The organism is Bradyrhizobium sp. AUGA SZCCT0176 (assembly GCF_018130145.1).
Lineage (GTDB): Bacteria > Pseudomonadota > Alphaproteobacteria > Rhizobiales > Xanthobacteraceae > Bradyrhizobium.
The window spans coordinates 78,499-92,867 of sequence record NZ_JAFCMB010000003.1 but is presented as its reverse complement, the minus strand read 5'-3'; the positions used below and the strand labels follow the sequence as shown (position 1 = coordinate 92,867).

The 14,369-nt window shown below is 63.5% G+C and carries 15 protein-coding genes; 10 read left to right on the top strand and 5 right to left on the bottom strand.

The window, feature by feature from the left end:
• Positions 1-15 precede the first annotated feature (15 nt).
• The gene (locus JQ600_RS08725; protein ID WP_212390503.1) at positions 16-573 is read left to right on the top strand and encodes a DinB family protein; all 558 of its coding nucleotides are present in this window, start codon (positions 16-18) and stop codon (positions 571-573) included.
• Between the two features lie 119 nt (positions 574-692).
• Here JQ600_RS08725 and JQ600_RS08720 read toward each other — a convergent pair whose 3' ends face one another.
• Positions 693-1,352 (bottom strand): TetR/AcrR family transcriptional regulator, encoded by a 660-nt coding sequence (locus JQ600_RS08720; protein ID WP_212390502.1) that lies wholly within the window; start codon positions 1,350-1,352, stop codon positions 693-695.
• Positions 1,353-1,562: 210 nt separating this feature from the next.
• Here JQ600_RS08720 and JQ600_RS08715 point away from each other — a divergent pair, with 210 nt between their 5' ends.
• The 3 genes from JQ600_RS08715 to JQ600_RS08705 all read left to right on the top strand — a co-directional run bounded on the left by JQ600_RS08715 (position 1,563) and on the right by JQ600_RS08705 (position 4,171).
• Positions 1,563-2,135, top strand: a complete 573-nt coding sequence (locus JQ600_RS08715) for a DUF2147 domain-containing protein (RefSeq protein ID WP_312011069.1) — start codon at positions 1,563-1,565, stop codon at positions 2,133-2,135.
• Positions 2,136-2,210: 75 nt separating this feature from the next.
• Positions 2,211-2,876 (top strand): DUF3313 domain-containing protein, encoded by a 666-nt coding sequence (locus JQ600_RS08710; protein WP_212390501.1) that lies wholly within the window; start codon positions 2,211-2,213, stop codon positions 2,874-2,876.
• A 65-nt stretch (positions 2,877-2,941) separates the two neighbouring features.
• Entirely contained in the window at positions 2,942-4,171 is a 1,230-nt protein-coding gene (locus tag JQ600_RS08705; RefSeq protein WP_212489780.1) for an adenylate/guanylate cyclase domain-containing protein, read from the top strand.
• Here JQ600_RS08705 and JQ600_RS08700 read toward each other — a convergent pair.
• Positions 4,168-4,944 (bottom strand): IclR family transcriptional regulator, encoded by a 777-nt coding sequence (locus JQ600_RS08700; protein WP_212390499.1) that lies wholly within the window; start codon positions 4,942-4,944, stop codon positions 4,168-4,170. The two genes, JQ600_RS08705 and JQ600_RS08700, sit on opposite strands and share 4 nt — an antisense overlap.
• 111 nt (positions 4,945-5,055) lie before the next feature.
• On the opposite strand from JQ600_RS08700, the gene JQ600_RS08695 reads away from it, so the two are divergent.
• The 4 genes from JQ600_RS08695 (at position 5,056) to JQ600_RS08680 (ending at position 10,027) form a co-directional block, all read left to right on the top strand.
• Positions 5,056-6,615, top strand: coding sequence for an acyl-CoA synthetase (locus tag JQ600_RS08695; RefSeq protein WP_212390498.1), 1,560 nt, complete (start codon positions 5,056-5,058; stop codon positions 6,613-6,615).
• A gap of 29 nt (positions 6,616-6,644) precedes the next feature.
• Positions 6,645-7,784, top strand: coding sequence for a MaoC family dehydratase N-terminal domain-containing protein (locus tag JQ600_RS08690; protein WP_212390497.1), 1,140 nt, complete (start codon positions 6,645-6,647; stop codon positions 7,782-7,784).
• Positions 7,785-7,847: 63 nt separating this feature from the next.
• Positions 7,848-9,041 (top strand): CaiB/BaiF CoA-transferase family protein, encoded by a 1,194-nt coding sequence (locus JQ600_RS08685; RefSeq protein ID WP_249135769.1) that lies wholly within the window; start codon positions 7,848-7,850, stop codon positions 9,039-9,041.
• A 23-nt stretch (positions 9,042-9,064) separates the two neighbouring features.
• Positions 9,065-10,027 carry a tripartite tricarboxylate transporter substrate binding protein gene (locus JQ600_RS08680; protein ID WP_212390495.1) on the top strand — a complete coding sequence of 321 codons (963 nt, stop codon included), beginning with the start codon at positions 9,065-9,067 and terminating at the stop codon, positions 10,025-10,027.
• A gap of 25 nt (positions 10,028-10,052) precedes the next feature.
• Here JQ600_RS08680 and JQ600_RS08675 read toward each other — a convergent pair whose 3' ends face one another.
• From JQ600_RS08675 to JQ600_RS08665, 3 genes are all read right to left on the bottom strand, one after another.
• Positions 10,053-10,646, bottom strand: coding sequence for an amino acid synthesis family protein (locus tag JQ600_RS08675; protein ID WP_212390494.1), 594 nt, complete (start codon positions 10,644-10,646; stop codon positions 10,053-10,055).
• A gap of 4 nt (positions 10,647-10,650) precedes the next feature.
• Positions 10,651-11,505, bottom strand: a complete 855-nt coding sequence (locus JQ600_RS08670; RefSeq protein ID WP_212390493.1) for a fumarylacetoacetate hydrolase family protein — start codon at positions 11,503-11,505, stop codon at positions 10,651-10,653.
• A 126-nt stretch (positions 11,506-11,631) separates the two neighbouring features.
• Positions 11,632-12,333, bottom strand: a complete 702-nt coding sequence (locus JQ600_RS08665; RefSeq protein WP_212390492.1) for a GntR family transcriptional regulator — start codon at positions 12,331-12,333, stop codon at positions 11,632-11,634.
• 116 nt (positions 12,334-12,449) lie between these two features.
• Here JQ600_RS08665 and JQ600_RS08660 point away from each other — a divergent pair, with 116 nt between their 5' ends.
• Together JQ600_RS08660 and JQ600_RS08655 are read left to right on the top strand one after the other, a co-directional pair.
• Positions 12,450-13,445, top strand: coding sequence for a zinc-dependent alcohol dehydrogenase family protein (locus tag JQ600_RS08660; RefSeq protein WP_212390491.1), 996 nt, complete (start codon positions 12,450-12,452; stop codon positions 13,443-13,445).
• A 14-nt stretch (positions 13,446-13,459) separates the two neighbouring features.
• Positions 13,460-14,368: a VOC family protein gene (locus JQ600_RS08655; RefSeq protein ID WP_212390490.1), complete on the top strand. Its 909-nt coding sequence runs from the start codon at positions 13,460-13,462 to the stop codon at positions 14,366-14,368.
• Position 14,369 lies beyond the last annotated feature (1 nt).

Genomic DNA, 14,369 nt, shown 5'->3' with positions numbered 1-14,369 from the left:
GCGGGAGCAGATGCGATGGATGCCGTGCTTCCTTTTCGTACCATGGCCTACAACAATGGCTGGGCCAATCATCGCCTGCTGACCGCCTGTGCAGCGCTCTCGCAGGCGGATTTCACCGCGCCGCGCACCGGCTTCTTTCCGAGCCTGCGCGCCACCCTCAATCACATCCTGATCATCGACCGCTTTTACATCGATGCTCTGGAAGGTGGCACCCTTGGGCCGGCGGCCTGGGCCAACGAGGAGCCGTGCGAAACCGTCAGCATTCTCCGCGACGCGCAAGGCGAGATGGACCGCCGGTTGATCACCTTCGTCGAGCGCCTCGGCGCTGAAGATCTCGATCGCATCGTCAACGTTCACCGCGGCAGTCGCATTCAGCATGAGCGAATGGACCGGCTGCTGCTTCATCTGTTCCAGCATCAGATCCATCATCGCGGCCAGGCGCATGCGATGTTGAGCGCGACCGGTGTCAAGCCGCCGCAGCTCGACGAGTTCTTTGCCGCGGAAGAGGCGCCGCTGCGCGCAGGCGAGTTCGCGGAGCTCGGCTGGAGCGAGGATCAGGTCTGGCGCCGCTGAGTTACGGCCGCGCCTTCTAGAGCGTTTTCCAGCGAAGTGGACACCGGTTCGCGTCAAGAAAACGCGTCAAATAAAGAATCTAGAGCCCCCGTTCCGATCCAATCGGAACGGAACAGGCTCTAGTCGCGACATCCATCCAGAAACAATTGGACCGCGGCCGTGACGCGCTCACGCAAGTCCTTTTCCGACCTGACGGTCTTGCCGCTGAGGATCGCGGTGCGGGCGGGGCCATCGACCACCGCGTAGAGGAATTGCTCGGCGGCGAAGCGCGCATCCGTCGTTGATCGGATCTGGCCGTCGCGCATGGCGTTGGAGAAAATGTCGGCAATCAGCTCCCGCGCGTGATTGGCGTTCTCGTGGCAGGCGAGGGCCAACTCCGGAAACTGATGCGCTTCTGAGGTGATGAGCCGGTCCAGCGCGATCGCCGCCGGCGCCAGCGCACGCTTTGAAAGCTCGATGCCGATCCGGACCAGGGTTGCTTCGATCGGCGCGTCGCGGTTGGATTCAGTGACTTCGGGCGCCAGGAGATCGTTCACCCCTTTGTGGATGACAGCCGCAAACAGCTCTTCCTTGGAAGCGAAGCGGGCGTAGAAGGTCTGCTTCGAGACCCGCGCCGTCGCCGCGATGAGATCGATGCTGACCGCCTCAAAACTCGATTCCAAAAACAGCCGTGTCGCCACGTCGACAAGGTGCCCGGTGATCTGTCCGGCCTGCTCCTTGGTCGGCCGTCCGCTGTGTCGTCGCACGGTCTTGGCCGGCTTGGCCTTGGTGACATTCATCTAGCTGGTTCTCTCCGGGGCATTTGCCCGCGCGGCCTGTCCGGCTGCGCGGTCGCATCGTCAGATACTTCTCATACCGGCTTGCGCCCGGCTACGGAAGTGTATAATAGTACGATATCGTTTGATTAATCGCGCAGGACGTTTCGGGCGGCGGCAGCCGTTTCGGGGCGAAGGGAAACCTGCGCCTGCGTCCCCCGAAAGGAACTGGAAATGAAGCTGATGACGTTGATTTCCCGGACGATACTGCGCACCGCGCTCGCACTCTTTCAGATACTGATCGCGGGGCCCGGCAACGCCGCCGGTGCGGCCGATCCAAGCGGCACCTGGCTTACGCAAGATGGCCGCGCGCGCGTTCGCATCGAGCGCTGCGGTGCCAGGCTGGAACAGGTTTGCGGCTTTATCGTCTGGATGAAGGAGCCGGTGGACGCGAACGGGCAGCCGCTGAAGGATCAGAACAATCCGGACCCCGCGAAGCGGTCGAGGCCGCTTCTCGGTCACCAGCTGATCCTGGGTCTGAAGCCCGTCGCTGAAGGACGTTTCAACGGTCAGATCTACAATGCCGAGAACGGCAAGAGCTACGAAATCTCGCTATCGCGCGGCGCCAGGGACCTCAACGTCACCGGCTGCATGCTGTCGATTCTGTGCGCCACCCAGACCTGGACCCAGACCACGAATGCCTTGCCCGGCCAGTTGGTCGGTATGACCGGTGATCCCACCGGACCCAGGGCGGACAGGGAGTGGGCGCAGGTGAATCCACCGACAATGGCAAGAGCCGCAAAATAGAATCGGCGATTCAATTCGCGCCGTTTCGATCTGCTTCGCTGACGCTTACCCAACATATCCAAACTGGAGTTTGAAATGTCTGCCCTCTCGCGAGCGGACCGCCGTCTGGCGGCCCTGGCCCTTGCTGCTGCCTTGAGCGGATGCGCCAGCGTGACGCCGATCCCTTATTCGGAAATGGCTTCATCGTCCTATCTCGCGCCAAATCCATCCGATCCGTCCGGGCGAATTCCGTATCGCTACTCGACCGACGTGGACTGGCGCCCCTACAACAAGGTGATTCTCGATCCGGTCGTGATCTACCGGGGTCCGGACCAGCAATTCGGCGAGCTGTCCGGAACCGACAAGACCACGCTCGCGAACTATATGCGGACGCGGTTCGCGAAAGAGCTGGGCGGCCGCTTCACGCTTACAAGTCAGCGTGCGCCAAACACGTTGCGCGTGCGGTTGACGCTGACGGGGGCCGTCACCAACACGCCGGTGCTCGGCACGCTGTCGCGGTTCGATGTTGCCGGCCTGGTTTATAACGGCGTGCAGACCGCGCGTGACGGGGAGGGATCGCTGACAGGCTCGGTCGTCTATGCCGTCGAAATCTTCGACGCGGGAACGTCACGCCTGCTCAGCGCCTTCGTCACCAAGCAATATCCGAGCCCGTATGACGTCAAGGCCAGCGTGGGACGGCTGACGGCGGCGGAGGCCGGGATCGACAAGGGCGCCGAAGCGCTGATGGCGCAATTGCAATGATGACACATCGTATCGGCGGGCTTCCTTCATTCGCCACGCAGTCCCGACGGTTCACAGATCCTCAGATGATCGTTGGAAGTCATAGCCGCAAGAAGCCGTGCACCCGGCAGATCGTTCGCTGGATCACCGAACAAGCGACGGTACTGGATGACGGCGTCGCTTTGCTCGACGGTTTCTGCAAGGCCTTGCGCGATCAGGCGCTGCCGCTCTGGCGCATGAGCGTGGTGACCAACGCGCTCGATCCGTCCGTGCGCGGGTTCAGCTTCGACTGGCACAGCGACCGCGGCGCATCGCTGGCCTCCGCAAGCTATGGCGCCGAGGATTTCGACGCGTTCGAACGTAGTCCGCTCCACGCGTTGCTGGCCGACGGCCGGACCTTCGCCCGATGGCGTCTTGGGGATGATCTGAATGCCGCAAGCGCTGTTCCCGAACTTCTCGACCTGCGCGCGGAAGGCGGCACCGATTATGTCCTGCATCTGATCTGGTTCGCGCCGGGAACCGCGCTGAAAGGCGTCGCCATTTCGTTCGCGACCGACGCGCCGTCCGGTTTCAGCAACGACGACATGGCTGTGCTGGACGAAGTGCTTCCCGCGCTCGGGCTTGCCATCTGCAAACTCAGCCTGTCGCGGACATTGCAGGAAGCGCTCGCGACCTATCTCGGCTCGGAGACGAGCACGCGGGTGCTCGAAGGCAATATTCGCCGCGGTGAAGGCAAGACGGTTGCCGCCGCGATCCTGCTGGCCGATTTCCGTGGCTTCACGACCCTCACGGACCAGGACGATCCTGTGAAGGTCGTCGGCTGGCTGGACGAGCACTTCGATGCCATCGGCGAGCCCGTCACGCGCTGCGGCGGCGAAATCCTGAAATTCATGGGAGACGGCTTCCTGGCGATCTTTCCGGTGTCGGATCCGAAGAATCAGCCATGCGCGACCTGTGGCGTTGCGCTGGATGCCGCGGACTGGGCGCTGGCATCCAACCGTGCCTTGAATGAGCGACGTCGCCAGGCGGGACTGCCACAATTGGAGGTCCATCTGGCCTTGCATTTCGGTCAGGTGGTCTACGGCAATGTCGGGACCAGCCGGCGGCTCGACTTCACGGTGATCGGCCGCGCGGTGAACGAAGCCAGCCGGATCGAGGAACTGTGCGACGACGCAGGCCGCCCTGTGCTGGTCTCCGATACGTTCGCCGAACGCTGTGCGCGTCCGCTGCAGCTGGTCGGCACGTTTGCCCTGCGCGGACTTGAGCGCAGGCAGCAGATCTGGGCGCCTGCAGATGATTCCGTAAACTGTCGCTAAAACTGCGGCGGCAGCTGTGCGGCGACCTCGCGCGCGGCGATGCTCATGTCGTTCGCCAGCGCCAGCGAGCGTGCACGATCGAGCTGGCTGCCGAGGCCGACAGCCGCGATGGTGTGCGAGATCGTGCCCTGGCTGTTCAGAACCGGCACCGCCACGATGGTGACACCGTCGATGTAATTGCCGCGGTCGATGCTGAATCCCTGACGGCGTACCAGCTCGACTTCCTTGCGCCAGGAATCGTAGCTCGGCGCGTTGTGCCAGCGCAGCAGGCGAAATCGCTTCTCGATCTCCTTCTGCGGTTGCCCGCAAAACGCGGCGACGCATCGCCCCGTGGCGCTGATCAGCGCGGGAAACCGGCTCCCGACATCGACATGCAGGCGCACCGGCGCCTGGCTGCGGGCAAGGGCGATCACGATCATGTTGTCGAGGTCGGGCACTTCGACGCCGATCGCCATGACGCCGTAGCGGTGTGAGAGATCATCCAGCTTCGGCCGCACCAGGTTCGGAAAGTCGCTGTTCTCGAGCACGGCGCGCGCCAGCGGCAGCATGCCGACACCGAGCCTGTAGCGCTTGGTCAAGGGATCGACCTGCAGCAGGTCTTCGGCAACGAGCGCGCGCGCGATGTGCAGCGCGGTGCTGGGCACCAGTTCGAGACTCTCCGCAATCGCCTTGAGGCTTTGCGGCGAACGGCTGCGGCTGAGCAGCCGCAGAATGGCGATGGCGCGGGTGACGGCAGGTACCGCGCGGACCCGCGGCGATTTGGGATTCGGCATGATTGTCTCTGTACAACAATGATTGCGGCGCAACAACGAGGCGAGATTGATTGTATATATACAATCAGAAACGCTATTTGACAATTAGTTCGACTTCGGTATTTTGCCGCCATGACCAAGCTGACCTACTTCACGAGCTACGCGGATGCGCAGGCGGAATTTTCCTCCGCCAGACTCTGGGAACTATTCGCGGGCAATCGCGAACGCCTGAACATCGCCCATGAATGCATCGACCGGCATGCCGGGCGCTCCAATCCGGCTGTCATTGTCGTTCACGCCGACGGGCCGGATGAACTGTTGAACTTTCGCGAGATCTCGGAAGCCTCGTCGCGCTTCGCCCATTATCTCGCGAGCGAAGGCGTCAAGGCCGGTGATCGCGTGGCGATCATGCTGGAGCCGTCGCGGGCGTTCTATGTGGCGGTGTTCGGCACGATGAAGGCGGGCGCCGTCGCCGTGCCCTTGTTCACGCTGTTCGGACCCGATGGCGTCAAGCTGCGCGTCAACGACTGCACGCCGCGACTGATTGTGACGAACGCCGAAAAGGCGCCAAGCCTGGACGGCATGGAAGCGAAAATCGTGGTCGCCGACGATGCGTTCCTGAAAGGACTTGAGCGCTTCTCGCCGCACTTTACGCCCAACACGGCGGCCGACGCGCTGGCGCTGTTCCAATATACGTCGGGGACGACGCGCGAGCTTCCCGAGGCGGTCAAGCACACCCATCGTGCGATCGTGACGCTGATGGTGGCGGCGCTGTACGGCACCGGCCTTCGTCCCGGCGATCGTTTCATCTGCCCGTCGTCGCCGGCATGGGGCCATGGTCTCTGGCACGGCACGCTGGCGCCGCTGGCGCTCGGCATCACCATTGGCGCCTATGCCGGCAAGTTCAATCCGGAGCGGCTGCTGGCGGCGCTGCAGCAGCACCAGTTCACCAACATCTCGGCGGCCGCCACGCATTATCGCATGATGCGGAATTCCGGCGCGGCGCCGAATTATCGCTACGCCATCGAGAAACTGTCCTTCACCGGCGAGCCGATCGACAGCGAGACCGCTTCGTTCGTCGAGGACATTTTTGGCCGGCCGGCCTGCAGCATGTACGGCACCACCGAGATCGGCGTGATCCTGGTGAGCTATCCCGGCGCCGGCGATTTCGTCGTCAAGCCCGGTTCATTGGGTAAACCGATTCCCGGCGGGCGCGTCGAGGTCCACGATGCCGAGGGCCGGCAATGCCCGCCCGGCGTCGCCGGCGAACTGAAGGTCTGGCGCCACGGACAGTGGATCGCGACCAAGGATCTCGGCCGCATCGACGAGGATGGTTATTTCTATCACGGCGGCCGCGCCGACGATGTGATCATCTCCGCCGGCTGGACCATGAGTGCCGTCGAAATCGAGGATGCGATCCTCAAGCATCCGCAAGTGCGTGAGGCGGCCGCGATCGGCGTCGCCGATCCGCTGCGCGGGCAAGTCGTGAAAGCCTTCGTCGTCACCGACCGGGCTGGCGATGAGGCGTTCCAGCACGAGATCCAGGACGTCGTGCGCCAGCGCCTCAGCCATCACGAATATCCGCGCGTCGTCAGTTTCGTCACCGAACTGCCCAAGACACCGGCCGGCAAGGTCAACCGCAAGGTGCTGCGCGACCGCGAGCAGGCCATCACGAAATCAGAAGCCAGATAGAGGCAAGAGCCTGAAGGAAGGAACGTCACATGCTCGATACCGTTGAAACCAGATTTCCGAAGATCACCGAGGACGGCCTCGACGATCTGCGCAAGCGCATCGGCGTCTCGATCGGCGTCACCGCCGAGCCATGGTGCTACGAGGCGACGCGCGACAACATCCGTCACTACGCGCACGGCATCGGCGATGACAATCCGCTGTGGTGCGACCCTGATTACGCCGCCAAGACCAACCATGGCGGCATCATCGCGCTGCCGAGCTTCCTGTTCTCGACCAGCCGCATCGTGTCAGGTTATGTCGGCGGTTTGCCCGGGGTCCACGCGATGTGGTCGGGCGCCGACTGGACCTGGCACAAGCCTGTCCGTCGCAACGACGTGATTTCGACCGAGGCCAAGCTGAAGGACCTCGTCGAGCACCAGACGCGCTTTGCCGGCCGCGCGATCCAGCAGACCTATCACGTCGATTTCTTCAACCAGCAGGGCGACCTCGTCGCCGAGGCGGATAGCTGGTGCTTCCGCACCGAGCGCGACCACGCGCGCGAGCAGGGCACCAAGTACAAGGAGGTCAAGGCCCGCGCGCCGCGCCGTTACAGCGAGCAGGAACTGGCCGAGGCCTACAAGCTCTATGCCGAGGAGCGGATTCAGGGTTCGCGCAAGCGCTACTGGCAAGACGTCACCGAGGGCGAGGCGCTGCCCGTGATGTTCAAGGGGCCGATGACGGTCACCGGCTTCATCGCCTATGCGCAAGGGTGGGGCGGCCTCTACATCCGTGCCAACAAGCTCGCCTGGAAGCTGCAGGACGCCCATCGCGGTCTCGGTATTCCCAACCGCTTCAATATTCCTGACTGTCCCGAGCGCGTGCATTGGGAAGAGGAGTTCGCGCTCGAAGTCGGCGCGCCCGGCGCCTACGATTACGGTCCGGAACGCTGCTCCTGGCTGACCCATCATCTCACCAACTGGATGGGCGACGATGGCTTCCTGCGCCGCGCGACTTGCAAGATCCGCCGGCACAATCCCGAGGGCGACATGCTGTTCATCAAGGGCAAGGTGAAGCGCAAGTTCGTCGAGGGCGGGCGTCACCTCGTCGAGATCGAGCAGGAAGCCTACAATCAGGACAATGAAGTATCGGTCCTGGGGACCGGCATCGTGGAATTGCCAAGCCGTTCCTGAAGAAGTTCCTGACAACCGAACGGTCCACTGACCATGCCCGCAAACGAGCTCACGCGCGGAGCGATGACCGGCCTCAAGGTCGTCGATCTGTCGCGTGTGCTCGCCGGGCCGCTGTGCACGCAGATGCTGGCCGATCATGGCGCCGATGTCGTCAAGATCGAGCCGCCGGCGGGCGACGAGACCCGTGGTCTCGGGCCGCCGTTCGATGCGGCCGGGCAGGCGGCCTACTTCAGCGCCGTCAACCGCGGCAAGCGCGGCATGGCGCTCGACCTTTCGCGTGCCGGGGGGCGCGCCGTGCTCGAAGCCCTGCTCAGAGATGCGGACGTGCTGGTGGAGAATTTCCTGCCCGGCACCATGGAGCGCTGGGGTATCGGCTTTGATGTTCTGTCGACGCGCTTTCCGCGGCTGGTGTACTGCGCCATCTCCGGCTTCGGCGCCGATGGGCCGCTTGGCGGGCTGCCCGGTTACGACGCGGTGCTGCAGGCGATGTGCGGGCTGATGAGCATCAACGGCACACAGCAATCCGGCGCCACCCGCGTCGGCGTTCCCATTGTCGATTACGTCACCGGATATAATGCGCTGACCGGCGTCCTGCTGGCGCTGGCGGCGCGCGAGCGCACCGGGATGGGGCAGCGCGTCGAGGTGACGCTGTTCGACACCGCACTCAATTTGCTGGTTCCGCACGCAGCCAACTGGCTTTGCTCGGACGTCGTCCCCGGCCGGCTCGGCAGCGCCCATCCCAACATCGCGCCCTACGACAAATTCGCAGCCAGCGATGGTGAGGTTTTTCTGGGTATTCTCAACGACGGCCAGTTCCGCCGTTTCTGCCAGAAGGTGGCGCGCGAAGATCTGCTCGACGATCCGCGCTTCCGCACCAACGCCGACCGGCTGAAACACGTTGGATCCCTTCGCGCCGAACTCGAGCGCACGCTGGCCGGATTCAAGTCCGACGATCTCTGCCGCGATCTGATGCGCGCGGGCGTGCCGGCAGGGCCCGTGAACAATGTGGCGCAGGCGTTCGCGCAGCCGCATGTGGCGCACCGCGACATGCTGATCGAAAGCGAAGGCCACCGCGCGCCCGGCATCCCCATAAAACTTGCGCAGACGCCCGGCGGCGCGGGACGGCGGCCACCGCGCTTCGGTGAACATGTCCGCGAAATCCTGGGCGAGGCCGGCTTCGATCAAACGGCCATCGACGGTTTGATCGAGACCGGCATCGTCTCACCCAACGATAAGAAGACCGACAACAAAAAATAAAATCATCAGGAGAGGAAACCGTCATGCCGAGATTTGCAAAATGGGCCGCAGGATTGCTGGCTTTGCTATGGAGTTGCGCGGCGGTTGCGCAGACCTATCCGTCGAGGCCGGTGCGGATCATCGTGCCGTACCAGGCAGGCCAGGGCACCGACGTGGTGGCGCGATACTTCGCCGAGCAATTGTCGCGGACGATGGGCCAGCGGTTCTATGTCGAGAACAAGCCCGGCGCCGGCGGCAACATCGGCGCCGAGCAGGCCGCGCGTTCGGACGCTGACGGATACACGCTGATGATGGGCACCAATGCCACCCAGAGCATGAACGAGTTCATGTACGCATCGCCGGGATTCGATCCGGCCAAGGATTTTGCGCCGATCATCCTGGTGGGCAAGCTGCCCATGGTGCTCGCGGCCAATCCGTCGTTTTCAGGAAATTCGCTGGCCGACCTGGTTGCCGCGGCCAAGGCGACGCCCGACAAGGTCGACATCGCGCTGCCGAGCACGACGGCCCGCATCGTCTTCGAGTTCCTCAAAGGGCGGAGCGGTGCGTCGTTGTTTTCCGTGCCCTACAAGGGATCGGCGACGGCTACGACCGACGTCCTCGGCGGCCAGGTGCCGCTGATCATCGACACGGTGACGGCACTGCGCGGCCATGTCGCCGGCGGCAAGTTGAAGGCGCTCGGGATCACCTCGCTGAAATCGACCGAGCTGATGCCGGGTGTAAAATCCATCGCCGAGCAGGGCGTGGCCGATTTCGAGGTGACCGCCTGGAACGCGTTCTACGCGCCGCGCGACACGCCGCAGCCGATCATCGATCTCCTGAACAAGGAACTGGCCAAGGCGCTTGCCGAACCGGAAACGAAGAAGCGCCTGCTGGAACTCGGATTTGATCCCGGCGGCGGAACGCCCGCCGAGCTGACCCAGTTCGAAAAACGGGAGCGGCTCAAATGGGGTCCGCTGATCAAGGAAACAGGCCTGCAGGGCGGCTGAGCGAACAGCCGGACAGCAAGTGAAGTCAGCGCTGGCCGTCGTGGACTGAAATCGCATCGGCCGACAATCCGCCGATGCGGGCGTGCGGCCGGCCGCCGGTTGCCATCACGAGGCCGAACGCGATTTCGTCGCGGCGTGGCGCGTCCCACATCGTCATCTCGGCGGTGCCGAAGTGGCTGCGCACATAGGCGGCGTGGACGTGGCCGAGCGGCACCATCAGGCGTGTGCCCGGGCCGCCGATCGTCTTCGCCGCGGGAACGATGGCCTTGGGCTGGCCAAGTACCTCGCGCATGCCCTGGCCGCCGGCCTCGTGCCACACTGCGCCATGCTCCAGCTCGCCTTCCTCGCCGACGACGATGCCCTTTCCATAGGCCTCGATCATGGCGCTGCCGCCGAGCCGCTCCATCAACCCGGCCGCAAGCTCGCGGCCGAGTTCGCGGAGCGACGCCTGGAACGGCATCAGGTCCGGCTCGTAGCGGCCGGCAAAGGGATTGCGGACCACTGCGATTGCCGTGCCGACGAGCAGCGGCATTGCCAGCCGTGGCCCACGCTCGTGCCAGATCGTTTCGACGCTCAGCGACGTCTTGCGGATTTCATAGGCTGCGGACGATGGCGTCATCGGTTCACTCGTCGATGACCGGATTGCGGAGCACGCCGATCTGTTCGATCTCGACCTCGACGACGTCGCCGGGCTTGAGGAAGATCGGCGGCTTGCGCGTGAAACCGACGCCGGCCGGCGTGCCGGTGGCGATGACGTCGCCCGGCACGAGGTCGAAAATGGTCGAGGAGTATTCGATCAGCCGCGGGATCGAGAAGATCAGCATCGACGTATTGCTCGACTGCACCGTCTCGCCATTGACGCGGGTCTCAAGCTTCAGATTGGTGGGATCGGCGATCTCGTCAGGCGTCACCAGCCATGGACCGAACGGGCCGGTGCCGACGAAATTCTTGCCGGATGCGATCTGCTGCGCATGCCGCTGCCAGTCGCGGACGCTGACGTCATTGTAGATCGAATAGCCGGCGACATGATTCCAGGCGTCGGCCTGGCTGATGTGGCGGCCGCCCTTGCCGATCACGACGGCGAGTTCGCCCTCCCAGTCCAGATTGTCGGAAACTTTTGGCCGGATCACCGGCGCGTTGTGCGCGACCTGCGAGCGCCAGACCCGCAGGAAGATCGGCGGAAATTCGGTGATCTCGCGCTTCATGCCGAATGCGACAGCCTCGTTGTGGTGATCGAGGTAGTTGCGTACGGCGCAGACGATCTTTTCGGGCCGCGGGATCACAGGCAGAAAACTGATCTCGCTCAGTTTCAGGTCCGGCGTGTGGGCGGCGGCGATCTGCTCCCGCTCGGCGAATTTCGCGCTGCCGATGAAATCCGCCAGCGTCCCGCCGAGCACCTTGCCGAGGTCGATGACCTCGTCGCCGCGCACGGTGCCCCATGTTTCGGTCTGCTGCCGCAGGAAAGATATGAGCTTCATGAACGCGATCCTCGGACCCTGATTTGAGATTTCCGTAAAAGACACTATTTTCGAAAATGATACAAGCGAAATTCAATTTCGGCTCGGGAGCACGCATTCTCGCGCGGTTGCCGAGGCCCGATCAATTCAATTCTGGCTGAACAATTCCGAAGCGTATTTGATGACGTTGTCGGTCGTGTTCTGGATGTGCCTTGCGATCAGCTCGCAGGCGCGGTCGGCATCGCGGCCGACGGCGGCCTTCATCAGCGCACGGTGCTCGCCGGCCTTGTCGCGCGGACGTGGCCGGAACCTTGCCGAGATATTGCGATAGCGCTCGGCGCGTTCGAACAGTGATTGCCGGATGCCAAGTAGGGTTGGCGAGCCGCATGCCGCCACCAGGGATTCGTGAAACTCCCGGTGCGCCAGCTTCCATTCCGGATTGTCGGCGTAGTCCTCGACCTCGCGCCCCTCGATGATTCCAAGCCGGTGGATCGACGAAATAACCGCGATTTCCCAGTCATCATTGCCATTTTCGATCGAGCGGCGGATCAAATCGACCTCGATCAGGATGCGGGCGCGCGTCAGGTCGATCAAATCCGAAAGGCTGATCGGCGCCACCTTGAAGCCGCGCTGCTCCTCTGCCACCACCAGCCCCTCGGCGGCCAGACACGTCAGCGCCTCGCGCAGTGTCGTGAAGCTCGCGCCATAGGCCAGCCGCAGCGTGTCGAATTTCAGCACCTCGCCGGGCTTGAGCCGGCAGGTCACGATCTCGTTGCGCATCCGGTGCGCGATATCGGACGCCAGCGTCTTGCCGAATTCCTTTCGGCGCTTGAAGGCCGTGACGTTCATATTGGAATCGCTCTCCGATCGTCCTTCGAGTCTATCGAGGCGAGAATGCTGTTGCAATAATTTTCGTAAGCGGTAGTATTTTCGAAAATATGGCTTGAGGACGGGTGGGAGCGCGCATGAAGGCTGTCTTGGTACACCGCCCGGGAGGGCCGGACGCCCTGGAGTATCAGGACGTTCCGATGCCTGTGCCCGGCGAAACCGACGTGCTGATCCGGGCTGAAACCTTCGGGGTCGGGCAACCCGACAAGCTGATCCGCAGCGGCGTCTACAAATGGATGCCGCCGCTGCCGGCCAACCCCGGCAACGACGTGGCGGGCCGGATCGAGGCCGTCGGCAGCGGAGTGCGTGACATCAAGGTCGGACAAAAGGTGCTGCTGAGCGCCCGCGATCTGGCGCAGCGCGGTGGCTGCTACGCCGAGATGGTCGCAGCCCCGGCGGATGCCGTTCATCTGCTGCCCGAGCAGGTTGATCTTGAGGCCGCGGTTTGCCTTGCCAATTACCAGGTGGCGTGGGCGCTGCTGAATGAATGCGGATCGGCGCGTCTGCCGAAATCGGTGCTCGTCATCGGCGCGGCCGGCGGCGTCGGCTCGTCGCTGGTGCAACTTGCAAAGCTTGCAGGCATGACCGTGATCGGCACCGTCAGCTCGGAGGAGAAGGCGGTCTTCGCCAGCGCGATGGGCGCCGACGGCATCATCTACTATCGCGGCGAAGACGTCGTCGCGCGCGTGCGTGAACTGACCGGCGGACGTGGCGTCGATCTCGTGCTCGATCACGTCGGCGGTCCTGATTTCTTCACCCATCTGCGCGCGCTGGCCAAGTGGGGAACGGTGGTTTCCTACAACGCGTTCGACGGTCTGCCGACGCAGAACATGATGGAGGAGATGCGCAAGCATCTCGATGTCTGCCCCGCGATCCGCTGTTTCTCGTTCCACATCTACGACCACGACCGCGAAGGCCGGCGCGCCATCATGAAGCGCATGATCGGCCATCTGGCTGACGGAACCATCAAGCCGGCGATCTTTGCCCGCTTCAAGCTGTCCGAGGTGCGCCGGGCCCATGAGCTGCTGGATTCCGGCCAGGCGCTCGGCAAGATCATCATGACGCGGGACTGACGGGGAAGAGTGCGATGATAAAAGTCAAGCGCATCAGGCACGCGACGTTCGCGACTGCCGATATCGAACAGCAGATCGAATATTATCAAGCGATCATCGGTCTCGGCATTGTCGAAAGGCAGGCCGGTCGCGCGCTGTTCGCCTCGGAGTCCGGCGAACTCACGCTGGTTCTGGAGCAGGATACGGCTTCCTCCTGCAAGGCCATGGCCTTCGAGATCGGCCCCGATGTCGAGCTGGCGGACGTCGGCAAAGAGCTCAATGATCTCGGCATCAAATCCGAGATCCGCTCCGATTCCGCGCCGGGAATACCGCGGACGCTGGTTTTCTCAGATGTCGACGGCCGGCAGATCGAGCTGTTCACGCAGTGGCAATTCACCCCGCCGAGCGAACAGGTGCGGGGCATCGTCGTCAGCAAGCTCGGCCACATGGCGATGTACGCGCCCGATCCGGACCGGACCGCAAGATTTTATTCCGACGTTTTGGGTTTCCGCGATTCAGACCGGATCGAGGAAAACTTCGTCTTCATGCGCTGCGGGTTCGAGCATCACGCCGTCAATTTCGCGCGCGGCACTGACGCGCGGCTGCATCACATGGCGTTCGAACTGCGCGATGCTTCCCACATGCAGCAGGCCTGCGACCTGCTCGGACGACGAAAGATCCCGCTGCTATGGGGACCGGTGCGCCACGGCCCCGGGCACAACATCGCGACCTATCATCGCGATCCCGATGGCTATCTCATCGAGCTGTTCTACGACATGGACCGCATGGCCGACGAGGAGCTCGGCTATTTCGAGCCGCGTCCCTGGCATCGCGACCGGCCGCAGCGTCCGAAGACCTGGATCGGATTGCCGCGCGACATCTGGGGCGTGGGTCCTTCGCCTGATGCGGCGGAGTTCTCGCCGAAGATGCGCGGCGGGAAGTAAG

Coding starts and splice junctions, on each gene's coding strand:
- JQ600_RS08725 (WP_212390503.1), top strand. CDS start 16: ATGGATGCCGTGCTTCCTTTTCGTACCATGGCCTACAACAATGGCTGG.
- JQ600_RS08720 (WP_212390502.1), bottom strand. CDS start 1,352: ATGAATGTCACCAAGGCCAAGCCGGCCAAGACCGTGCGACGACACAGC.
- JQ600_RS08715 (WP_312011069.1), top strand. CDS start 1,563: ATGAAGCTGATGACGTTGATTTCCCGGACGATACTGCGCACCGCGCTC.
- JQ600_RS08710 (WP_212390501.1), top strand. CDS start 2,211: ATGTCTGCCCTCTCGCGAGCGGACCGCCGTCTGGCGGCCCTGGCCCTT.
- JQ600_RS08705 (WP_212489780.1), top strand. CDS start 2,942: ATGATCGTTGGAAGTCATAGCCGCAAGAAGCCGTGCACCCGGCAGATC.
- JQ600_RS08700 (WP_212390499.1), bottom strand. CDS start 4,944: ATGCCGAATCCCAAATCGCCGCGGGTCCGCGCGGTACCTGCCGTCACC.
- JQ600_RS08695 (WP_212390498.1), top strand. CDS start 5,056: ATGACCAAGCTGACCTACTTCACGAGCTACGCGGATGCGCAGGCGGAA.
- JQ600_RS08690 (WP_212390497.1), top strand. CDS start 6,645: ATGCTCGATACCGTTGAAACCAGATTTCCGAAGATCACCGAGGACGGC.
- JQ600_RS08685 (WP_249135769.1), top strand. CDS start 7,848: ATGACCGGCCTCAAGGTCGTCGATCTGTCGCGTGTGCTCGCCGGGCCG.
- JQ600_RS08680 (WP_212390495.1), top strand. CDS start 9,065: ATGCCGAGATTTGCAAAATGGGCCGCAGGATTGCTGGCTTTGCTATGG.
- JQ600_RS08675 (WP_212390494.1), bottom strand. CDS start 10,646: ATGACGCCATCGTCCGCAGCCTATGAAATCCGCAAGACGTCGCTGAGC.
- JQ600_RS08670 (WP_212390493.1), bottom strand. CDS start 11,505: ATGAAGCTCATATCTTTCCTGCGGCAGCAGACCGAAACATGGGGCACC.
- JQ600_RS08665 (WP_212390492.1), bottom strand. CDS start 12,333: ATGAACGTCACGGCCTTCAAGCGCCGAAAGGAATTCGGCAAGACGCTG.
- JQ600_RS08660 (WP_212390491.1), top strand. CDS start 12,450: ATGAAGGCTGTCTTGGTACACCGCCCGGGAGGGCCGGACGCCCTGGAG.
- JQ600_RS08655 (WP_212390490.1), top strand. CDS start 13,460: ATGATAAAAGTCAAGCGCATCAGGCACGCGACGTTCGCGACTGCCGAT.